We start from the raw sequence: 22,603 nt of genomic DNA on the forward strand, positions 1-22,603 counted from the left end.
AGCGCCTCAAGAAGTCTCGCGGCCTTGCCGCGGGACTTTTTGTCCTAGGACCGGAGGATCACCACGTCTGGCGCAGCGTCGCGTAGATTGCGCGACCGGGATTATAATAATAGGCGCCGCCGTCATCGTTGGCGATATGCTTCTCGTCAAACAGATTGCTGGCATTCACCTGGAGTGTCGTGTTCTCCTGGATCTTATAGGTAAAGGCGGCATCGAAGACGATGGCACCGTCCGATTTTCGGCTATTTGCGTTGTCGAAGTAATACGAACCCGTATAACGAGCCCCGAGCCCGAACGTCATATCGCCGCGGCTTCCGTTGCCTTCTACCGTATAAGTGCCCCAGATCGAGGCCAGGTGCTGCGGAACCTGGGCGAAGCGCTTGCCATCGTAGGAGCCGCCGTTCTCGACGATCTTTGAGTCGATATAGGAATAGGATGCGATGAGGTTGATATTACTCGTCACCTCCGCCTTGGCCTCGAGATCGATACCACGATGCCGGATCTTGTCGACCGTCGCCGGCAGGTACGTCGGAGCTTCATAGGTCGTGATGTTCTCCATCGTCAGGTCGTAGACGGAAGCGGTGAACAGGGCGGGGAAGGCATCCGGGCGATATTTGATGCCGGCTTCATACTGCGTGCCGAGCGTAGGCTCGGTACCCGCGCTCGGCGGCGCGACGGATTCGGCATAGCTGACATAGGCCGCAAGTTCCCCGGTGAGCTTATAGCTCAGGCCGAAGCGCTTGGTGAATTCGCTAAAGTCGCCAGACGCCGAGGTGCCTGTAAGCCGGTCTGTTTCCTTGAGGTCAAGCCAATCGTTGCGCAGGCCGATGCTCGCCGTCAGCTTGTCGAAAAAGGTCAGATCCTGCTGCAGATAGATCGCCTTGGTCTTTTGGTCGCTGGCCACGCTGGCGTACGGCGACAGCGATCCGGGTCCGCCCGAATAGACCGGATTTTGCCAGTTTATGGCCGGAGCAGCGGTGTAGAAGCTGTCATTCTTCGACTCGAACTTGTTATACTCGACGCCGAGCAGCGTACGGCTTTCCACATCGTTAAAATTCGTCTCGTAGAGCAGATGCGCATCGACGATGAATTGTTCGGATGACTTGTCGCTGCCGAAGTAATTTCGGTCAACCATGCCCGTGGGATCGTTAGCACCCAGCGCATCGTAGATATAGGCATAACCGAATCCGGTATCCGACTTGCTGTAGCGCGCGTTGGCGTTGAAGGTCAGGCCATTCCCGAAATCGTGGTCGAGCGTGACACTGTAGGTGTTCCTGTTCGTCGTATCGTAGTTGTAGTCCGGCTCGCCGAAGAAGCGATCCCTGTCGAGATTCGTCCCCCTCGGATGGCCGCCGCTGCTGGGTGTGCCGTCCTTGTCGAGATGATCGAAGACGAATGAGAGGCTCGTCGCAGCCGTGGGGCGCCAGGTCAGGCCACCCATGATGAAGTTTTCGTCATCCTGCGAGTAGTCGTACTCGGCGTCCGACCGCTGCAACTTGCCGGTCAAGCGGTATGAGAGGGTATCATTCTCGGTGATATTGTCGCCGAAGTCGAAACCGGTCTCCTTGTGGCCGAAGGAACCGCCGGTGCCGTAAATCTCGCCGAAACGTTCGCTCTTCGGCCGCTTGGTGACATAGTTCACCGAACCGCCGGGATCGGAAACCCCGAAGCCCGTCGAGTTGGCGCCCTTCAGTACCTCGATGCGCTCGAAGGCAAAGGGTTCTTCCCGGATCCCGCTCCAGGTTCTGCCGATGACTAGCCCGTCGCGATATGTAAAGGGCGTGAAACCGCGGATCTTGAAATAGTCGTAACGGTCGTCCGAACCGTAATAGTCCGTGACCACGCCGGCGGTATATTGCACGACCTGCTCGATGCTGTCCGCACCGCGCTCCCGGACTTCCTTGGACGTGATGACGGAGACGGACGCGGGCGTTTCCAGAATATCCGCCGGCATCTTGCCGACGCCGGTCGTCTTCGTCGCGACGATCGACTTCGAATCGTTGTCGGTATCGAGGCTGGCGCCGCTGCCCTGGATGACGATCGGTGCGAGTGTCGTATCGGCGTTCGAGCTTTCCTGGCCAAGCGCTAAGGTCGGCGTGAAGGCGACAAGCGCCGTGCAACCCAGAAGGACCGCATTCCAGTAGCGGATAAGGGCCGGTCTCGAGCGAGCGCTTGTTCTTTCGTTGTCCATATTCACGTTCCAGAAGTTGATTAGGCGAGAGATCGCCGAGACTGATGCCAGATCTGGGGGAATCATCCCGAACGACATCCTGGTCCGGTACGCCCCCGGGCCGCTATTAACTTGAGCATGATTGTCCAGTATTGTAAATTCTTCAAGCTTTGTAGGATCCCACGGGAATCTCAGTGCTCTTGTCGGTGCAGGCCTGGAGGGCGGTTGACGTGGCTCTCTTAACCTGAAAGTGAAAGTCCACTTGAGGTCTGCGGAGTTTGACGATGCTGCGGTTACTGCTTTCGGCCGTGAAAATGGCGGCGATAGCCATCTGGATTGTTGCGTTCGGCAGCGCCGGGGCAGGCGCCCGGGCTGCCGAAGGAACAACCTATCCCGTCACCATCAAGCATGCGTTCGGCACGACGATCATTCCCCAAAAGCCTGCGCGGGTAGCGACCGTCGCCTGGGCGAACCATGAAGTACCGCTGGCGCTCGGTGTCGTGCCTGTCGGCTTCGCCAGGGCCAATTTCGGCGACGACGACGGCGATGGCGTGCTGCCCTGGGTCGCCGAAAGGCTGGCAGCGCTCCACGCCGCCAAGCCCGTGCTTTTCGATGAAGGGGACGGTATCGATTTCGAGGCGGTCGCCGCCACAAGGCCCGATGTGATCCTGGCGTCCTATTCCGGCTTGAGCCAATCGGACTACGACACGCTGAGCCAGATCGCCCCGGTCGTCGCCTATCCCGAGGCGCCCTGGTCGACCGACTGGCGTGACATGATCCGCCTGAACAGCGCTGGCATGGGCATGGCCTCCGAAGGCGAGGCGTCGATCGCAAGGATCGAAGCCGACATCGCCAAAGTGGTTGGCGGGCATCCTGAGCTCCGGGGTAAATCCGCGATGTTCATTACCCATCTCGATGCGACTGACCTGAGCACCGTCAACTTCTATACGACGAACGATACCCGGGTGAGGTTCTTCGCGGATCTTGGTCTGAAGTCCCCCGGAAGCGTCGTCGAGGCTTCGAAGTCGGGGAAATTCGCAGGCTCTGTCAGCGCCGAGCGCATCGACGTCTTCGACGACGTCGATATCGTCGTCACCTATGGAAACCGGAAACTGCTCGATGCGCTGGCGGCGAACCCCTTGATGTCCAGAATGCCGGCTGTGGACAAGGGCGCTCTCGTCATGCTCGGCCGCAACCCGATCGGCACCGCGGCAAATCCGACACCGCTTTCGATCTCATGGGTCTTGAAGGACTATGTGGATCTGCTGTCGGACGCGGCCAGAAAACCCAAATGACGGTCGGCAGCATACGATCGTTCTCTCGGTCGCTCGTCTCTCGACGTTCGAACCGGACCCGCGGTCTCTGGCTAGCCGGATTGGTCCTCACCCTTTCCGCTCTCTGTGCGCTCTCCGTCACGGTCGGCACCCGTGAGGTGGCCTGGAGCGATATCGTCGCGGCACTCGCGGGGCGGATCGACAGCATCGGGCAGGCAGCAGTGAGCGTGCGTATCCCGAGGACCGTGCTTGCCGTACTTGCTGGAGCCGCGCTCGGGCTTGCCGGGGCAATCATGCAGGGCGTCACCCGCAATCCTCTCGCCGATCCGGGCATTCTCGGCGTCAATATGGGGGCATCGCTGGCCGTCGTGACCGGCGTGGTCTTGTTCGATATGTCCTCCGCGCAGGGTTATATCTGGGCTGCGATCCTCGGAGCCGGGTGTTCGGCGGTTTTCGTCTACACGATAGGATCGCTCGGGCGCGGCGGGGCGACGCCGTTGAAGCTGGCGCTGGCCGGAGCCGCAACGTCGGTTGCCTTCTCCTCCATGGTGATTGCCGTGGTGTTGCCGCGCGCCGATATCGCGGGCGGCATCCGCTCCTGGCAGATCGGCGGCGTGGGCGGCGCGACCTTCGAGCGCATTGTTCCGGTCCTGCCGTTTCTTGCCGCCGGTTTCGTGGTTAGCCTTCTGTCGGCGCGAAAGCTGAATTCACTGGCTTTGGGCGATGATGTCGCGGCAGGGCTCGGGGAACACGTCGCCGTGGCCCGCGCTGTCGCCTCGCTTGGTGCCATTCTCCTGTGTGGGGCAACAACGGCAGTCTGCGGGCCAATCGGCTTTCTGGGACTGGTCGTACCGCATGCCTGCCGTCTGCTGGTCGGGATCGATCATCGGTGGTTGCTGCCGTTTTCCGCGCTTGGCGGCGCTTGCCTGCTGCTGGCGGCGGATGTCGTCGGGCGTATCGCCACCAGACCTGCCGAAATCGACGTTGGAATTATCACGGCCCTCGTCGGGGCTCCGTTCTTCATCTGGATCGTCAGGCGGCAGCGGGTTCGAGAACTGTGACAGTGCTTTCCCCAACTATTGGTCTCATCGTTGAAAATCGCCGCCGGCGCACGCGCCGGCATGTTCTCGTGACAACCATTTTATTGGCTGTCCTCGTCATTCTTTTTGCGGTGACCCTGTCGCTCGGCCAGTCCTTCACGCCGCCCGGTGACGTCATGCGCGTCCTGCTCGGGGAGGATGTCGCAGGTGCTGCCTTTACGGTCGGCAAGCTGCGGCTGCCGCGCTCGGTCCTTTCCGTTCTCGCCGGACTGGCCTTTGGGCTCGGCGGCGTCACGTTCCAGCTCATGCTGCGCAATCCGCTGGCCAGCCCGGACATCATTGGCATCACTTCGGGCGCAAGTGCTGTGGCCGTGTTTGCCATCGTTGTCCTGTCATTGAGCGGGCCGATCGTTTCGGTCCTGGCGGTTGGCGCCGGCCTTGCCGTGGCGCTGCTGATCTACGCATTGTCATTCCGCAACGGGGTTGCGGGGACCCGGCTCATTCTCGTCGGGATCGGCGTCTCGGCCATGCTGGAAAGCGTCGTCGCCTATATCCTCTCCAGCGCTCCCGCCTGGAACCTGCAGGAGGCCATGCGCTGGCTGACCGGCAGCGTCAACGGCGCGCAGCTCGGCCAGGCGCTTCCGCTTCTCCTAGTGCTGGTCACATTTGGCGGACTTCTGCTCAGCCGGGGGCGCGACCTGGAGGCACTTCGCCTGGGCGACGACATGGCTGCGGCCTTGGGGGTCAAGGTGGCAAGGACCCGAATGCTGGTCATGGTTGCGGCGGTCGGGATGATCGCATCCGCGACGGCGGTGGCGGGGCCGATCGCCTTTGTCGCCTTCCTGTCCGGACCGATCGCCGCCCGGGTCATCGGACGTAACGGATCGTTGCTGATACCGGCGGCATTGATCGGGGCGATACTCGTCCTGGGCGGGGACTATGTCGGTCAATTCCTTCTGCCAAGCCGTTATCCGGTGGGTGTGGTGACCGGAGCACTCGGCGCGCCCTATCTGATCTATCAGATCGTGCGCGCCAACCGGATGGGAGGCTCGCTATGACTGTTCATTCTCTGACCGCGAGCCGGCTTTCGGCCGGTTATAACGATGCCGAAATTTTGCACGCGCTGGATCTTACGGTGCCGTCCGGCAAGATTACCGCTGTCGTCGGCGCCAATGCCTGCGGCAAGTCCACGCTCTTGCGCACCATGTCCCGGCTCATCTCGCCCAGCCAGGGGCATGTGTTGCTGGACGGCAAATCGATCCATCGTATCCCATCCCGGGAGCTGGCCCGGACACTGGGGCTACTTCCCCAGTCGCCGATCGCGCCGGAGGGCATTACCGTCGTCGATCTCGTCAGCCGCGGGCGGCATCCGCATCAAGGCCTGCTTTCACGCTGGACGCGCAAGGACGACGAAGCCGTCGAGAGTGCGCTGACGGTGACCAGAACCGTCGAGCTTGCCGAGCGGCCGGTGGACGAGCTTTCAGGTGGGCAGCGCCAGCGCGTCTGGATCGCCATGGCGCTGGCGCAGCAGACGGAGGTTCTGCTGCTCGACGAACCGACGACCTTTCTCGACATCAATCACCAGGTCGAAGTTCTCGATCTGCTGACCGATCTCAACCAGACACGGGGAACCACCATCGTGATGGTCCTGCACGATCTCAATCTCGCGGCGCGTTATGCGGATTACCTCGTCGCGATCGCCGAGGGGCGGGTGCATGTCGCCGGCAGGCCCGAGGACGTATTGACGGAAAAGAACGTGCGGCAGGTCTTCGGGCTTGAGAGCCGCGTCATTACCGACCCCACATCGGGCCGGCCGATCATGCTGCCGATCGGCCGCCATCGGATGGCGGAGGGGCAGGATCTAAAGGAGAACCGGTCATGAATGCAGTTCATCCGCTCAAATTGTCCGGCGTCGCACTGCCAAAGGATGCCGAACGCATGCTCGACGAAATCTGCGAGCACTTCATCGAGCATGCCGACGTGCAGCGGAGCAAGGACCACGCTCTGCTGAAGAGCAAGAACAGCACGACGAGCATTCGGCTGGCAGACAGCAAGCTCCTGATCGAACTGGCATGCGAGTCGCAAGCGGCGTTGCAGCTGAATCAGACGATGATTGCAGAGCACCTGTTCTATTTTGCAGGAGAGGATTCTCTTGAATTGACGTGGTCCGAGCATTCGTCCCTCGCGGTGCTGCCGAATATCCACGAGGTGACGGTCGTCTCGGCGGAGGATGTCACCCCTCACATGCGGCGGGTGAAGTTTGCTTGCGCCGATATAGCGCCGTTCGTCGGTGGCGACATGCACGTCCGCCTTCTGGTTCCCCCGAAGGGCAGGCCGCCGGTGTGGCCGGGGATCCGCCAAGACGGCCGTGTCGCCTGGCCCGAGGGAGAAGACGAACTTCTGGTTCGCATTTACACGATCCGCGCCGTCGATATCGAACGCCGGGAATTGTGGATCGACTTCCTGCAACATCCGTCCTCCCATGTGGCGACACCTGGAGCCGAATTCGCCCGCGACGTGCAGCCCGGAGAAAAAGTAGCGCTGCTCGGGCCGGGAGGAGGAAGCCTTCCGGCGGCACAGTCCATTCTTCTGGTCGGCGACGAAAGTGCTCTTCCCGCCATCGCCCGAATTGCGGCCGAGGTGACGCCGGGCACCCGGATGCAGGCCATCATCGAAGTGCGGGATGAAGCGGAGGAACAGCCGCTTCCGTCGGCGGGTTCATTGGAAGTCCGCTGGCTGCATCGGCGGAGTTATCCGGCTGGAGCCAAAGGCATTCTTGCAGAGGAAGCCAAGAAGGCGATCGCCTCCGTCGATGACGAGACCTTCGTCTGGGTCGCCTGCGAAAAAGAGGACGTCCGTTCCATCCGCGCCCTCCTGAAAAGCCGCCGGCACGACAAAAAGATGATGTATGTGGCCTGGTACTGGGAACAACATTCCGCCTGATGCTTTGTGGGGCGGGCGAGCCTTTCGAAAGCCGTCCGGCATACCTCGGCGGCCCCTCTTGAGGCTTGTCCGCCGCAATCTATATGATCTTGTTCAAGGGTTTCCACTGCAAAGGTTGAACATGACAGAACGGTTCGAAGAGGCGGAGTTTGTCGACCCTCCGCGTATCTCGAGCGGCGTGCCCGGTCTCGATACCATCCTCGACGGGGGCCTCGATGAAAACCGGCTTTATCTCTACGAGGGCCGGCCTGGCACGGGCAAGACCACGATCGCCCTGCAATTTCTGCTCGAAGGTGTCCGCCAGGGAGAGCAGGTGCTTTACATCACCCTTTCCGAGACGGAACGCGAGCTGCAGCTTGTCGCCTCCCGTCACGGCTGGTCGCTCAAGGGTATCGAGGTCTTCGAACTCGTCCCTCCGGAGACCACGCTCGACCCCGACCGCGAGCTGACGGTCTTCCATCCGGCGGAAATGGAGCTCAACGAGACGACGAAGCTCATTCTCGATCGCGTCTCCGAACTCAACCCGAGGCGCGTGGTCATCGACAGCCTTTCCGAATTGCGCCTCCTCGCTCACAGTCCGCTGCGTTATCGGCGCCAGGTCCTGGCGCTGAAGCACTTCTTCGCCAGCCGGCAGTGCACCGTCATCCTTCTTGACGATCTGTCGTCTCAACAGAACGACCTGCAACTCCATTCGATTTCCCACGGGGTCGTGCTGCTGGAGCAGTTGGCGATCGACTTCGGCGCAGAACGGCGCCGCATGCGGGTCGTCAAGATGCGTGGCATCAAGTTTCGCGGCGGCTACCATGATTTCACGATCGAGAAGGGTGGTCTCCACATTTTTCCGCGCCTCATCGCTGCGGAGCATCATCAGGCTTTCGACGACGAGTTCACCTCCAGCGGGAACAAGGAAATCGACGACATGCTGGGCGGCGGGCTCGAGCGAGGTACCAACGTCCTGTTCCTGGGGGCCGCCGGGGTAGGAAAGTCGTCACTTGCCCTGACCTATGCCTTGGCGGCGGCAAACCGCGGCGAACATGCCGTCATTTATGCCTTCGATGAGGGGCGTGGAACGCTGCAGGCGCGGGCCAGGAACTTGGGTTTCGATCTTCAAACCCATCTGGACAGCGGGTTGATCCGGTTGCAGCAGATCGATCCTGCGGAACTATCTCCAGGGGAGTTTACCGCCAACGTCCAGAAAAGCGTGGAGGTCGACGGCGCGCGCGTCGTCGTCATCGACAGTTTGAATGGCTACATGAATGCGATGCCGGACGAGCGTTTTCTGGTCCTGCAGATGCACGAACTGCTGACCTACCTTGGCCAGCGTGGCGTACTGACCATCCTTGTCCTCGCACAGCATGGGCTCGTGGGCCCGCTCGAGGCTCCGCTCGACCTGAGCTATCTCAGCGATTCCGTCATCATGCTGCGGTATTTCGAAGTGCAGGGCACCGTGCGCCGAGCGATATCCGTCGTGAAAAAGCGAAGCGGCAGGCACGAGCACAGCGTGCGCGAGTTCAGGCTGTCCGACAATGGCATCAAACTCGGGCCGCCGACGCTCGAGTTCACCGGCGTGCTAGCCGGCTCGCCGTATTTTTCAGCCGCTCCTGTAACGAGTTCAGCAGACGGAAATGATGGCGCCAGGTGAAGACCAACCAGAACCCGTTATTGTCTTTGCTCCGGTCGGCAGAGATGCGGCCGCCTCAGTCGGCTTGCTCAATCGAAGCGGCATCGCGGCAAAGGCCTGTAACGATCTTCAAAACCTCACGGGAGCACTGCAGACCGGCGCTGCAGCCGCATTTATTGCCGAAGAGGCCCTGTTCGGAAAAGATGCGAGTTTGCTTTTCAAATGGGTTGCCGACCAGCCGCCATGGTCGGATCTTCCTTTTATCCTGCTGACCAGCCGCCAGGAGCAGACCGGCATCGAGGCATGGCGGCAGAAACTGATCGATTCCTTGCGCAACGTGTCCCTTCTGGAGCGCCCGATCCAGGCTCTGACCCTTGTCAGCACGATCCAATCGGCGCTTCGCGCGCGAGCCCGACAGTTGGAACTGCGTACGCTGCTGGAAGAGCGCGAGCAGGCCGCCCAGGAACTGGAGAAGCAGGTCATCGTGCGCACCCAGGAACTCAAAGCAGCAAACGAGGCCCTGCGCGACCAGATGACGGTGCGGGCGCATGTGGAGGAGAAGCTTCGGCAAGCCCAGAAGATCGAAGCGATCGGCCAATTGACTGGGGGCGTCGCTCACGATTTCAACAATCTGCTGATGGTGATTTCCGGAGGACTGGAAATGCTCGACCGCCAGACGGACCCGGCCAGGCGAAAACGCTTGATGGACGGCATGCGCCAAGCCGCCGAACGCGGATCGGGCCTGACACGGCAGCTTCTGGCTTTTTCCCGCCGGCAGGAACTCCGGCCGCAGACAGTCGATCTCGCCCGCCAGATCGGGGGGATGCGCGAACTGCTCGACCGCAGTCTGAGGGGCGATGTCCATGTCACCCTCGAGTTCTCACCTGATCTGTGGCCCGTCGAGGTTGACGCAAGCGAGCTGGAACTTGTTGTTCTCAATCTTGCAGTCAACGCCCGCGACGCGATGCCCAAAGGGGGCACGATAGAAATCCGCGCGGAAAACGTTCCTGTCTCGGATCAAGCCGGCCCCGCCAAGGACTTCGTCTGCCTTTCCGTCAGCGACAACGGCTCCGGAATGACCCGAGAGGTGCAGGCGCGCGTGTTCGAGCCGTTCTTTACCACCAAGGACATTGGCAAGGGATCCGGCCTTGGCCTTGCGCAGGTGCACGGTTTCGTCCAGCAGTCGGGCGGGAAGATAAAGATCGAAAGCGAAATCGGCCGGGGAACGAAAATAATCCTCTTGTTGCCGCGTTCTTCGAACCAGCCTGGACCGGATCAGCACAATCTGGTCGATCTGCACGTCGCGCGGCGACGCCCGGCTTCGGCGGGCAGCATCCTGCTGGTTGAAGACGACGACGAAGTCGCGGCTCTTGTCAGTGAAATGCTGGATGATCTTGGATTTCAGGTCGTCCGTGCCGCGACGGCTGCCGCTGCTCTCGGCGCGCTTGCGAACGGGCGGCGGGTGGACCTGGTATTTTCCGATATCATGATGCCTGGAGGAATGAACGGCGTGGAGTTGGCAAAGGAAATTCGCGCCCGCCGCACGGACCTGCCGATCCTGTTGACGAGTGGATATTCCGAGGTCGCCAAACAGGCGGCAGACGCGCAAGGCATCAAGATCCTGCGAAAACCTTACCAGCTTGCCGAACTGTCAGAGGCTCTTAAAGGAGCAATATTCAAGAACGACATCAACTGATGCCGCCAGACCGTGGATTGACAAACAATGCGAGGGGAGTTTTTCGTTCGGCCGAGCGAGGTGCGTCCGGCGACATACTTTTGCCGGCGCCGAATCTATCATTCTTCTGGCTAAACTAGAAGGAAGCACAACCGGGAATAACAAATCCTTTAATTATTTCTCCTAGGATCACGGAGTTGGAGGGGTAGATGAAGGATTTTCTGGAAAGCAAAGCCGGCAGGCAGCTGGCGCAAGTGACGGCAGTCGCGATGGTTTTGCTCATCGGCTGTATAGCTTATGACGACCTGCTGCTGGAGCTGGTTCAGTCGATCAGTGCGGGAAAAGCCCATCTCATCATTATCGTACTCATCGTTGCAGGGCTTGCGAGCTTCGCCTATTCGGTGCTGCGCATTCTCGATATGCGCAGTGAAATGATGAATCGCCGGAAGGCCTTCAATGAGGCTGACCATATCGCCACGCACGATCATCTGACGAAACTTCCCAACCGCTATGCCTTCGACAGGTTCGTCCTTTCGCACCCCGATGAAAGGCAGCAGGAAACGGACGAGGATAACGGGCGGCAGACCGCAACGGTGTTTTCGATCGATCTCGACGGCTTCAAGAAGGTCAATGACCTTCTCGGCCATCAGGGCGGCGACGTCCTGCTGAAGGAAGTGTCACGGCGCATCTGCGCATTGGCTGAATACGAATGCGTCTTCCGCTTCGGCGGCGACGAGTTCGTCGCCGTGGCTCGTAATCTCTTGCCGGAAAAGGAGGAGCTCTTCGCGCAGCTGCTCATCCACTCGGTTTCCCGACCGGTCCGCATCGGCACTCTGTTGACGCAAGTCGGTGCCAGCGTCGGTTATGCGCGCCTGCCGGACCACGGTAGCTCGCTCGAGGAAGTCTGCCATCGGTCGGACGTCGCGCTATACGAGGCGAAGAGCCGAGGTCACAATCAATATTCCCTGTTCCAGCCTGAAATGCAGGAAAAGGTCTCTGAGCGCGCCAAACTCGAAGGCGACCTTCGCCGGGCCATCGACGAGGGCAAGATCGAACCCTTCTACCAGCCGCTGATCAATCTCAGGACAGGTGAACTCTGCGGTTTCGAAGCGCTTGCCCGGTGGAACAAGGACGGCGTATTCGTCTCACCGCAACACTTCATTGCCGTGGCCGAAGAGACCGGCCTCATTACCACGCTCTTCGAGCAGCTTCTGTCGAAAGCCTGCCGCGATGCGCAGCTTTGGCCGGGAACATTGTCGCTCTCCTTCAACGTGTCGCCGGTCCAGATGGAAGACAGGCTGCTCGCAAGCCGTGTTCTCCACATCCTGCAGCAGACCGGCCTACAGGCGTCCAGGCTGGAAATCGAGATTACCGAAAATGCTCTGATCGACGACCCGGACCTTGCCGCCGCGACGATCGAGCAATTCCATGCCGCCGGCATCCAGGTGGCGCTGGATGATTTCGGAACCGGATATTCAAGCCTGGCGCAGTTGGCGCGCTTCAAGTTCGACAAGATCAAGATCGACAAGAGCTTTGTCTCAAGTTTTACCCACAACGACAAGAACGCCAAAATCATCGACGCCGTGCTTGGCTTAAGCCGCAGTCTCAACCTCAAGACCACGGTCGAAGGGATCGAGGAGAACGCCCAGCTCGCCTACTTCCTTGGCCAGGGCTGCGATATAGGGCAGGGCTATATCTTCGGCAAGGCAATGCCTCAATCGGAAGTAGCCGGCTTCGTCAACAACCGTAGGCAGGCATTGAGCGCCTGAGCGAAGCCTGTCCGAGAAGAGGCGAGCGGAAGGTCCTGGCCGAGAAGTATCGGCGGTGTCGCCATCTTCAGGGCCAGGGGATTTAATGTGGCGCGGGAGCTATACGGCTGCCCGTGCCTCCGGCTCAAGCTGTGAGCGAAGCACGAAGCCGTTCTGCGGGCGCTTGAGGCCGAGGTTCTCCCGCAGGGTCGTTCCTTCATATTCATGTCGGAAAAGGCCGCGCTTGCGCAGGATCGGCACGACCTGGTCGACGAAGTCCGTCAATCCGGCGGGCAGGATCGGTGGCATGATATTGAAAGCGTCGGCAGCGCCATTCTCGAACCATTCCTGCATCGCGTCGGCAATCTGTTCCGGCGTGCCGATCACCGTTCGATGGCCGCGAGCGGTCGCAACCGCCAGATAGAACTGGCGCAGCGTCAGATTGTTGCGCGATACCAGATCGGTGACCAGCTTGAGGCGGCTTTTGTTGAGTTCCGTATCCTGCGGCAGGGGCGGAGCGGGATCGTCCAGCGAATAACCGGAGAGGTCGACGCCCTTGTAGTGGCGGGCAAGGATGTTCCAGGCGATCGAGGGGTGAACGAGCGACTGGATATAGTCGTAGTTCTCCTGTGCTTGCCTTTCGGTGCCACCGAGAACGGGGAATATGCCGGGGCTGATCAACAAGTCGTCCTGGCTGCGTCCATAACGGGCAAGCCGCCCCTTGACGTCGGAATAAAATTCCTGGGCGTCCTCGAGCGTCTGGTTGGCAGTGAAGATCATCTCGGCGGTTCTGGCGGCCAGCTCGCGGCCGGGTTCCGATGCGCCGGCCTGGACAATCACCGGATAACCCTGCACCGGACGGCCGACATTGAGCGGACCGGTGACAGAGAAGAACTGACCCTTGTGGTCGACGAGATGCACCTTGTCCGGGTCGAGATAGACGCCGCTTTCCTTGTCGCGGATGAAGGCGTCGTCCTCGTAGCTGTCCCACAGCCCTTTCACCAGATCGACGAATTCCTCGGCGCGCGCGTAGCGGTAGGCATGGGCGGGATGACCGGGGATGGAGAAGTTTTTGGAAACATCCGCGCCTGTCGTCACCACATTCCAGGCCGCCCGGCCCTTGGAGATATAGTCGAGCGAGGCGAATTTGCGCGCCAGAAGGTAGGGGTCCTCATAGGTGGTGGATGCCGTGGCGACGAAGCCGATATGGCTCGTGGTCTGCGACAGCGCGGCCCACAGGGTCACCGGTTCGAAATGGGCACCCTGCGAGGAACGGCGAAGCGCCTCCGGGTCCTTGGCGCGCTCCCAGCCGGCCGGGCTGTCGGCCACGAAGACCAGATCGAACTTGCCCCGTTCCGCCGTCTGCGCCAGTTCGCGGTAGTGATCGATATTCAGTCCCGCGTCGGCCTGCGAAGCCGGATGGCGCCAGGCTGCCACATGATGGCCCGTCGCCATGATGAAGGCCCCTAGCCGCATCTGTCTCTTCTGTTTACTCATTGACGTGTCCTCCGTTCGAGGCGTTGAGATTGAGCTGACCCTTGCTGGTCATGATGACAACTTCCGTTGGATTTCAGGCGACCCGCCGTCCGGGCGTTTCAACCCCCAGCCGGCTCAAAAGCTGGGTGCGGATCTTTGCAAAGCGTGGATCGCCATGATCGCGCGGCGTCGGCAGATCGATCCGCAGGTCCTCGATCAGATGACCTTCGTCGATAACCAGTATCCGGTCGGCGAGCGAGATTGCCTCGTCGACGTCGTGGGTGACGAGCAACACGGCCGGCCGATGTCTTGCGCACAATTCCCGCAGCAGGTCGTGCATCTTCAGCCGGGTCAGTGCGTCGAGGGCGCCGAACGGCTCGTCGGCCAGAAGCAGGGACGGCTGGCGGACCAGCGAGCGGGCAAGAGCGACCCTCTGCTGTTCGCCGCCCGAGAGCTGGTTTGGCCAGGCCGCTTCGCGCCCCTCGAGCCCGACTTCGGCCAGTGCTTTTCTGCCTGCTTCCTGCCCGGCAGCCCCCGGCAGACCGAGAGTGACGTTCTGGATCACGGTGCGCCAAGGCAGAAGACGTGCATCCTGGAAAACCACGGAAAGGTTTTCCGGAGTTTCAAGCGTGCCGGTTCCCTGGACGTCGTGATCGAGGCCGGCGAGCGCCTTGAGGAAGGTGCTTTTGCCGGAGCCGCTCCTGCCGAGCAGGGCAACGAACTCCCCTTCGGCGATATCGAGATCCACGCGATCCAGGATCGTCTTGGTGGCGAACCGGCGCACGAGGTTGCGGACATGCACGGCTCTGGATGCGGACTTCAGTTGGCTAGAGTGCGGCGCCATGAGAGGACCCTCCGTTCGAGCAGGCGGACAAGACCGTCCGAGACAAGGCCGAGCAGTACATAGACGACCAGGCCGACGAGGATGACATCGGTTTGCCCATAGTTGCGGGCGAGGTCGATCATGTAACCGAGCCCGCTGGTGGCGTTGATCTGCTCGACCACGACAAGCGAAACCCAGCAGAGAGTGACGGCAAACCGCAGGCCCAGAAGAAAGCCGGGCAATGCGCCGGGCAGCACCACCTGAAAGATGAAATCCTTCTGGCTCATGCGCAGGGTCTCGGCCAGTTCGACGTAGCGGCTGTCGATGCCGCGCAGCGCATTATGGGTGTGGATGTAAATGGGTATGATGACCGCAAGGGCGATCGTGGTGACCTTCATGCCTTCGCCGATGCCGAACCACAGGATCAGCAGAGGGATCAGAGCCAGCGTGGGGATGGCGCGCTTGATCTGAACAGGGCCGTCGATCAGTGCTTCGCCGATCCGGGAAAGACCGGCGGTGACGGCCAGGATCGTGCCGATGACCAGACCGATGCTGAGCCCAAGCAAGGCACGCGTCGCCGATGTCACGAAGTTGTCCTGCAGCCGGCCTTGCTCGATGAGCCTTCCAAAAGCCTCGACGACCGTCCAGGGCGCAGAGAGGATGCGCGGATCGATCCACCCGAGAGCCGAGCCGCCTACCCATAGCAGCACCAGCAATGCCGGCCCGATTTGAAGCCCGAATGGTATCGCCGGTCCCGGCCCCAGTCTCCGGCGGCTCCGGGACGTGACGGGCCTCGCCACGGCTGGAACGATATATGCACTTTCACGGCTGGAAGACCGGGATGATTTCGCCTCATCCGCATCCCAAATGGTTGCCATGCTTCGGATCTCCTCTTGGATGATGCAGGGGGATTACTGGCTCTTCGCCAAGGCGGCGGAGGCGGTCTTTTCGAACCGGTTGTCGAAGATCTTTTCCACGTCGAAGGGCTTGTAGCCGAGCTCCGCCGCCAGCAGGTTGATCGTCTCCTGGTGCCGCTTTTTCACCTCGTTCCAATCTCCCGAAACAACCTGCTCCCCGGTCAGCTTGACCAGATATTCGCCGTCATCCTGGCTCAGACCCTGCTGGCCGACATAATATTCCTTGATCCAGATCTCCGGATTCTTGTTCACCCACTCGGTGGCGCGTGCCCAAAGCCCGACATATTCGGCGAGAGCCGCGGCCTTCGCCGGATCGTCGAGCACCCATTGCGGTGCATAGAGATGGCCCGGATCATCACGCAGTCCGTGTTCGACGAGCGTCGCGCCATCGCCGCCGTACTGGGCGATATAACGCCTTATATAGACGCCCCCGAGCGGCGCGACATCGACCTGCTTGCTGGCCAGCGCCTTCGGATAGACATCGCCGGTGCTCGGCAGTTCGACCAGGGTGACGTCGCTTTTCTTGAGGCCTGCGGCATGGAGGGCGCGCAGAACGAGTGCTCCCTGGGCCTGGCCGGGGCTGAAGGCGATGCGCTTGCCGCGGAAATCGGCCAGCGTCTTGATGCCAGCGCCGGGCGCCACTCCGAAGCGGTAGATGGGATTGGCAATCGGGTCGCGGCGTTCGCGATAGGCGATGTTGCGAACCGGCAGGTTGTTCCAGTTGGCGAAGATCGAAGGGATTTCGGCCACCGACCCGACGTCGAGCGCCTTGGCACGGAATGCTTCCGAGGTCTGCGGGCCGCCACTGATATTGGCCCATTTGACTTCAAACGACAGTTCCTTGATCAATCCGGAGACCTCCAGCGCCTTCTGCGTCACCGGATCGCCGACCGTCAGGACCGTTCCGGGCGGCACCTTCGGAAGAAGGGGCGCGTTCGTCTGGGCCGCGACCACCCCGCTCATGGTGCCGAAGGCAAGCAGGCCGAGCAGGACCGTTCTCACAGTTTTTACCAATGTCATCGTTGATCTTCCCCTCATCGGTTGCAGGACACGAAAGTCGATGCACGGAAGGGTGGGATATTTTCTATAAAAGAAATAGACTATTTAATTTAAGAATGCGGCGGATAGTGAAATATCATCCCAACATGTCGACCGAGGACACGAGAACCGGCGACCCGGTGCGGCATTTCGTTTTCTTGCTTGGACGCTACAGGGCCTGCCCATGATACGCCGAAAGCGCCGGCACATCATCTATAAGCCTCTGCGCCAGGGTCTGCTGCGTGGCGACGTCGCCGCGATAACGTGCCTCAAGAAATTCGCGATGGACGTTCCGTGCCGCCTCGGAAGTTTCACGAAGCACGGTGCAGACGGGAACCTCTTCCGTCTTGCCTTTAACCGTGATGCGGTCGAGTTCGAAGACTGCGAAAATATCGTCCACTGCCTGTGCGGTCCTCTCACCTAGCAGCAGTGGCACGCCATAAGCCTTTGATGCGGATTCAAGTCGAGCTGCCAGATTGACGGCGTCTCCAAGCGCGGAATAGTCGAAACGGCTCGTCGAGCCCATGTTACCGACCACGCATTCGCCAGTATTGATGCCGATTCCGATCGCCAGCGGATAATAAGTCCGTCCTGCCGCCTCCGCTTCGGCCTCCAGATCGTCGTTCAGCGCCTGCATCGAGTCGAGCATATCAAGCGCGGCGGCTACCGCATGGGCCGCATGTGCAGCGTCGTCGAGCGGCGCATTCCAGAAGGCCATCAGGCAGTCGCCGATATATTTGTCGATCGTGCCGCCATGCGAAAGCGCAATATCGGACAGCGGCGTCAGCAGCCGGTTAATCAGCATCGTCAACTGTTGCGGATCGTCCTTGAGTTGCTCGGCAATGGTGGTGAAGCCCCGTACATCGCAGAACAGGATCGAAAGCTCGCGCTTCTCGCCGCCGAGCTTCAGCTTGGATGGATCGCGAGCGAGTTGATCGACCAGGGCAGGCGCCAGATATTGCGAGAAAGCTCGGATGATCTGCCGGCGGCTCTTCCGCTCCTGGGCGTAGTCGAGCGCTGCCTGTGCCGCGGTCATGCCGGCAAAGGCGAGGGACGCCGCTATAGGTGACAGGAAGACGCGGCCGAAACGCAGGGTGACGTAGCTGCCGATGAACAGCACGACGATCACCACCGCGCCGCCCGCCACCGTGTGCCAGCCCGTACCCTTCCAGATGAGCACCGCCGCCGCCACGACCGCGACCAGAAGCAGCAATTGTCTCATCGGGCGACTGGCTTCGGTGATTGATTTCTTGAGCCGCAGGTTGTCGAAAATGGTCGCCTGAACTTCGGCGCCGGCCAACAGCTTGCCGTCGTGAATCGTATGGGAGGTCGGGAAGGCGTCGGCTCCGCCATTGTCGATCGACGGTGCATTCTGCAGGCTCAGCCCGACGATGGCGATCCGGTCCTTGAACAGCCCCGGCGGCAGGAAATTTTCAGGATCCAGAGCCTGATAATAGGACACCGTCGGATAGGCGCGGGGACCGCCGAACACCTGAATAAGGCTTCCAGGCTCCGGCTGATCCACCTCGATGCCCGCGGCCGTCGCGACCACGGCGGCAAAGCCGTCGACAAAGTCCGGCATGTCCCGCAGCACGCCGTCTCGATGCAGGCCGACCGAGGCGATGCCTGTTGGCGCTTGCCTGTCGGAGAACATCTGCAGCGGCATGACCCGGATGAACTGGTCGGCCTGGTTAGAGGTTACGAGCGTCTCGTCGCCCGCCAGCACGACATCCGGCCCGAGCGTGGCGGCAAGCGCCTCGTCCTCGGCCGGCGCAGACGGTTCGGAAAAAATGATGTCGAGGCCGATCACTTTGGCGCCGGCGGCGCGCAGCCGGGAGACCAGCTTTGCATGCAGGCCGCGTGGCCACGGCCACTGCACGTTGACCTCCGCGAGCGACGGCTCGTCGATCGCCACGACGATCGGCCCTCCCTGCGCAATCGGCTCAGCCGGGACGGTCGAAAGATAGTCGAATGCCCGATAGTCGATCAGCGGCCATCCCGGCAGGCGCGTGAGGAGCGCTGCCGCAGCGAAGAAGAATGCCGCCAGAATGGCAACCTGCACGCTGCGCGACGAGAAGAAGCGCAGCGTTGAAAAGGAGAAACCGCGCCGGCCGGCCATTAGAACCGAACTTTGAGCGTGCCCCGGAAGGACCGGCCCCAACCGGGTGTGTTGCCGTTGAGCTGAATGTTCTCATCCAGAAGGTTATAGGCGGCGAGTTCTAGTTCAAACAGCTTGTCAAACGGCTCCCAGGTAAGGCTTGCATCGAGCGTCCAGAAATCATCAAGATTGAGGCCGGCCTCGTTGACGCGTTCCCCCACATAGTTTGCCGCGATTGTCGCCTTGACGTTCGCTTCGTTCACCCAGGTGAGCGCAACCTGACCAGCCCATTCGGGAATATAAGGTATTTGCCCGCCGGCAAGGGGCACGCTGCTTCGGTCGTCGGTCTCAGAATAGGCGATGGTTGAAGACAATCCAAAACCATGACCAAGCAGAAAGTTGGCGCTCAAGCTGGTGCGATTGATTGTCCCTCTATCTATATCCGCTGTGGTAGCCAGCAGAGGTATGGAAATGCTCGCATCACGAACCTCTTGATGCTGGAATTCTGCTGCAGTGAAAACATTTGGCGTCCATTCTGCATCCCAACGGACCGCGTAGACATCGGAATACCCCGTCGGATTGATGCTGGCCTGGTTCTGTTGCAACCCCACAACTCCGATCGGCGACAGCGTCGGAGTTGTCGTATCCAAACTGTTGCGCATGAAGCCCCCGCGGAGCCATTGGCCTTCGCTGGGCGACCAAGCGGCACCTATACGTGGCCCCAACCGGAATTCGCTCGTCGCGTCGTTATCGAGATATGTTCCAAATAGAGCATACTCCAACTTCAGGTCGGGACCAACCTCATGAAGAAGATCAACATAGACGCGGCCGATAGTACTGCGGTTCGACGCTTCACCCTCCGCAAATCCTCCGAACAAAAGATCTTCATCTCGTTGGAACTGGCGCGCGTCCACCCATCCCCCCTCGATCCCATATCGCCAAGTGAAATCGCCAACCGCAACATTGTGGTTTGCTGCCGCAATGTAGCTGTTTTGCTCCAGTTCGCCTGTCGAACGTCGAATAGGCAGAGGGAGGCCGAAGACATCGGCCTCCTGATAGAATTCCGAATCCCGGCGGAAACCGCTGTACATGATCGCCAAATTCACCACATCCCGGTAGCCAAGCGTATGGCTCCAACCAATTCCGGCGTTCGTCCCCCTTGCGTTAAAATCCTGCCTGTCGATGGCCGGGAGACCGAAAAAGGGATCGATATCCGGGAACTCGATATTCAAGTCGGCTTTTGAGTGGTTGAAATAAGCCACTATCCGATCGTATGGGGTCGGGCTGGCGGTGAGATAGCCGTTGCCGCCGATGACCTTATTCTCGGTGTCGAGGTCCGATGGGCCTAAGAAATCCCGGCTGTCCGGCACCTTCTGCCATTGCAAATTCCCATAGAAGCTGATCGGGAACGGCAGGTTGCTGTATCCCTGGATCTCCCCCTCACCGATATATCCGAGTTCTCCGCCGGCAGTGTTGATCCCTCCGCCGATCGAACCTTCGAAGAACGGCCGTCTCATGATGTTGGCGGAGCGCGAGCGGCCGGAAATGATATGCGGCTCGAGCATCAGGCCCTGCAGGAAGGACGAGAACGCCTGCCCGTTCGGCGCGTTGGTGATGACGTTGTCGCCGTAGAAGTAGTTGTTGACGAAGGGGTTGGCGCTGCCGTGGATGCTCTGGTCGATATAGGCGGTGCCGGCGAACGGATCGAAGGCGGCGTCGCTGTAATATTCGCCCCAGGCGTTCATGCCCTGCAGTCGGAACGCATCGTTCAGCGTCGACCCGGCCTGCTGGTTGGCGCCGAGCGAGGTGAAATCGCCGCCGCGGGCTTTGGAGCGCTTGAGATATTCCTGCGCGTTGCGGATGGCGCCTTCCGAATCGTAATTGTCGATCGCGATTGCCGTGCGCAGGGCGGATATTATCGGATCGTTATCGTCGAGCCGTTCGGCATTTTCCGTCGCCTGCTCGGCCGGCACCCGGTCGCCTTTTTCGTAATTCGCGGCCGCAAGCAGCAATTGCGCTTGCGAATAGGCCGGATTGGCCACGCTTGCCGCGAGCAGGTCGTCGACGGCCTTGTCCAGCTCTCCGGTCTGCAGATAGTAGCGACCGCGCGCCACGAGCGTGATGTCGAAGGCCGGATCGATGGCGAGCGCTGTGTCGATCTCGCGCTTGGCATCCTCGATCCGGCCGATATCAAGATAGAAGATCGCCAGGTTGGAATGGGCGAGCGGGTCCTGCGGATCGAGCTCGATCGACTTCTTGAAGGCGGCTTCGGCCTCGCGGTTGGCGTTTCGTGCGGCCTGGATGTTGCCGATCGCGTTCCAGGTCGTCGAGCCCCCGGGTGCGACCTTGATGGCCGCTTCGAGGTCGGCGAGCGCGCCCTGATAATCGCCCTTGAAGCCCGCGCGGAAATGCGAACGAGCCTCGAGCGCCGTCGGCTCAGCGGGATCGATCGCAAGCGACCGGTTGAGCGCCTCCTCCGCCTGGGCGCGATCGTTCAGCAAGACCGCAAGCCAGCCGCGATAGGCAGGCAGTTCCGGATCGTCCGGATACTGGCGCTCAGCCTCCTTGAGGACCTTGATTGCCGCCCCCAGGTCCTGCAGGAAGCCGAGCGCGTAGGCGCGCAGAAATGCGCCGTCCGGTCCCCCCACCTGCGGCGGCAGTGCTTCGACCCGGTTGGGATCGGCAAGCGCCCGGGCATAATAGCCGCCGTAAAGTGCGATGCCCCGTCGTTTGGAATCCAGGCCGCGCTGCGCCTTCTCGAACAGCTTCGCGGCTTCCGCATAGCGGGTTTCGCTTGCGGCGAGGACTGCCTCGATCAATGTCACTCGGGCCTTCTGCGAGGCGGAAAGCCGCTGGCCCTTGGCCTTGGCAAGCGTCTGCCGCGCCCGCTGGCGACCCTCGAGCGAAAGCTGGGCCTCGGCAAGCGAGACCCAATCCTCCGCGCTGCGCCGTTCGGCGGGGATCGCCGTGATGCGATCGGCATTGCGGCGCATTTCGGCAACCGGTTGGGCTGACGGCGGCATCCGCTCGAATGCCTGGCGCGGCGGCAGGAAGAACAGCATCTGCTCGCGGTCGTCGGAATCGACGATGACGACCTTGTGCGGCGCCTGGCCGATCGAGGCGACGGCTCCCTCGCCCTGGCGCACTTCGACGCTGCCCTGCGGATTGCTGAGCTGCACGATGCCCTCGAGGACGTTGAGCGAGGTTTGGTCGCCCTTGACCGTCATCGTCCAGTCGGTGCCACGGATCGCCGCGGCCGCCGCCGGCGTCTCGACCCGGACACCAGGCCCGCCGCGTTCCGCGCGTGCCCAGATGGTACCGGACTGAAGCTCCAATATGGTGTCGGCGCTGGTGCTGGCGGTGATCTGCTTGACAACCAACGAGGAATTGCGGCCGAGCCGGACCTGCGTCCGATCGGAAAAGAGGATCGCCAGCTGGCCGGTCGCATTGGTACGCAGCACGTCGCCGGTGACGAGGTCTTGCTTCAGGTCGACGAACTGCCAGCTGGACACGTCGATAAAGCGGACTTCCTCGCCTGCCTTGCGCGCAATGACTGCCCCGGCAGGCTGCCCCGATCGTTGCACAGGCTCTGCCGCTGCCGGCGACGCTAGTCCGCCAGCAAGTATAGGCAGCGCGACCGCTGCAAGATAAAAACGATTGATCGCCCCCGACATGCTTCACCACTGCTTTTAAACCTGGCAAGTGTCAAGATAGCCTTTAGAAACGGCATTGCTTTTCGGCCAGAGTGTATTAACAGGGAAACAGTTCGGAACTGAGGAA

At 61.0% G+C, this 22,603-nt stretch carries 15 protein-coding genes and 1 pseudogene; 9 read left to right on the forward strand and 7 right to left on the reverse strand.

Annotation, left to right across the window (positions count from 1 at the left end; all coding sequences use genetic code 11):
- Positions 1-58: 58 nt before the first annotated feature.
- A complete protein-coding gene (locus ACZ9IU_RS23865) occupies positions 59-2,191 on the reverse strand; it encodes a TonB-dependent siderophore receptor (RefSeq protein ID WP_040125593.1) in 2,133 nt (710 codons plus the stop codon).
- A 293-nt stretch (positions 2,192-2,484) separates the two neighbouring features.
- On the opposite strand from ACZ9IU_RS23865, the gene ACZ9IU_RS23870 reads away from it, so the two are divergent.
- From ACZ9IU_RS23870 to ACZ9IU_RS23910, 9 genes and pseudogenes are all read left to right on the forward strand, one after another.
- On the forward strand, positions 2,485-3,465 hold the full coding sequence (locus tag ACZ9IU_RS23870) for an ABC transporter substrate-binding protein (protein WP_437179081.1): 981 nt from the start codon (positions 2,485-2,487) through the stop codon (positions 3,463-3,465).
- On the forward strand, positions 3,462-4,505 hold the full coding sequence (locus tag ACZ9IU_RS23875) for a FecCD family ABC transporter permease (RefSeq protein ID WP_040125591.1): 1,044 nt from the start codon (positions 3,462-3,464) through the stop codon (positions 4,503-4,505). The genes ACZ9IU_RS23870 and ACZ9IU_RS23875 overlap by 4 nt, the downstream gene beginning before the upstream one ends.
- Positions 4,506-4,507: 2 nt before the next feature.
- Positions 4,508-5,542, forward strand: a complete 1,035-nt coding sequence (locus ACZ9IU_RS23880; protein WP_040125590.1) for a FecCD family ABC transporter permease — start codon at positions 4,508-4,510, stop codon at positions 5,540-5,542.
- The gene (locus ACZ9IU_RS23885; RefSeq protein ID WP_040125589.1) at positions 5,539-6,366 is read left to right on the forward strand and encodes an ABC transporter ATP-binding protein; all 828 of its coding nucleotides are present in this window, start codon (positions 5,539-5,541) and stop codon (positions 6,364-6,366) included. Before ACZ9IU_RS23880 ends, ACZ9IU_RS23885 begins: the two co-directional genes overlap by 4 nt.
- A complete protein-coding gene (locus tag ACZ9IU_RS23890; protein ID WP_040125588.1) occupies positions 6,363-7,427 on the forward strand; it encodes a DUF2218 domain-containing protein in 1,065 nt (354 codons plus the stop codon). Before ACZ9IU_RS23885 ends, ACZ9IU_RS23890 begins: the two co-directional genes overlap by 4 nt.
- Positions 7,428-7,548: 121 nt before the next feature.
- Positions 7,549-9,069, forward strand: a complete 1,521-nt coding sequence (locus ACZ9IU_RS23895; RefSeq protein ID WP_051900666.1) for an ATPase domain-containing protein — start codon at positions 7,549-7,551, stop codon at positions 9,067-9,069.
- A gap of 616 nt (positions 9,070-9,685) precedes the next feature.
- Positions 9,686-9,769 (forward strand): annotated as a pseudogene (locus ACZ9IU_RS23900) (hypothetical protein); the annotation flags it as partial.
- Positions 9,770-9,871: 102 nt separating this feature from the next.
- Positions 9,872-10,744, forward strand: a complete 873-nt coding sequence (locus tag ACZ9IU_RS23905) for an ATP-binding protein (RefSeq protein WP_309500811.1) — start codon at positions 9,872-9,874, stop codon at positions 10,742-10,744.
- Between the two features lie 188 nt (positions 10,745-10,932).
- The gene (locus ACZ9IU_RS23910; RefSeq protein ID WP_040125586.1) at positions 10,933-12,492 is read left to right on the forward strand and encodes a putative bifunctional diguanylate cyclase/phosphodiesterase; all 1,560 of its coding nucleotides are present in this window, start codon (positions 10,933-10,935) and stop codon (positions 12,490-12,492) included.
- 99 nt (positions 12,493-12,591) lie between these two features.
- Here the strand turns inward: ACZ9IU_RS23910 and ACZ9IU_RS23915 are convergent, their stop codons facing one another.
- From ACZ9IU_RS23915 to ACZ9IU_RS23940, 6 genes are all read right to left on the reverse strand, one after another.
- The gene (locus ACZ9IU_RS23915; RefSeq protein WP_040125585.1) at positions 12,592-13,968 is read right to left on the reverse strand and encodes an LLM class flavin-dependent oxidoreductase; all 1,377 of its coding nucleotides are present in this window, start codon (positions 13,966-13,968) and stop codon (positions 12,592-12,594) included.
- A 73-nt stretch (positions 13,969-14,041) separates the two neighbouring features.
- The gene (locus ACZ9IU_RS23920) at positions 14,042-14,791 is read right to left on the reverse strand and encodes an ABC transporter ATP-binding protein (protein ID WP_040125584.1); all 750 of its coding nucleotides are present in this window, start codon (positions 14,789-14,791) and stop codon (positions 14,042-14,044) included.
- The gene (locus ACZ9IU_RS23925; protein WP_040125928.1) at positions 14,767-15,648 is read right to left on the reverse strand and encodes an ABC transporter permease; all 882 of its coding nucleotides are present in this window, start codon (positions 15,646-15,648) and stop codon (positions 14,767-14,769) included. The genes ACZ9IU_RS23920 and ACZ9IU_RS23925 overlap by 25 nt, the downstream gene beginning before the upstream one ends.
- A 33-nt stretch (positions 15,649-15,681) precedes the next feature.
- Positions 15,682-16,707 carry an ABC transporter substrate-binding protein gene (locus ACZ9IU_RS23930; protein ID WP_040125583.1) on the reverse strand — a complete coding sequence of 342 codons (1,026 nt, stop codon included), beginning with the start codon at positions 16,705-16,707 and terminating at the stop codon, positions 15,682-15,684.
- Positions 16,708-16,894: 187 nt separating this feature from the next.
- Entirely contained in the window at positions 16,895-18,844 is a 1,950-nt protein-coding gene (locus ACZ9IU_RS23935; protein WP_051900663.1) for an adenylate/guanylate cyclase domain-containing protein, read from the reverse strand.
- Entirely contained in the window at positions 18,844-22,497 is a 3,654-nt protein-coding gene (locus ACZ9IU_RS23940) for a FecR domain-containing protein (RefSeq protein ID WP_051900661.1), read from the reverse strand. Before ACZ9IU_RS23940 ends, ACZ9IU_RS23935 begins: the two co-directional genes overlap by 1 nt.
- Positions 22,498-22,603 lie beyond the last annotated feature (106 nt).

This window comes from Mesorhizobium sp. USDA 4132, from assembly GCF_056279545.1.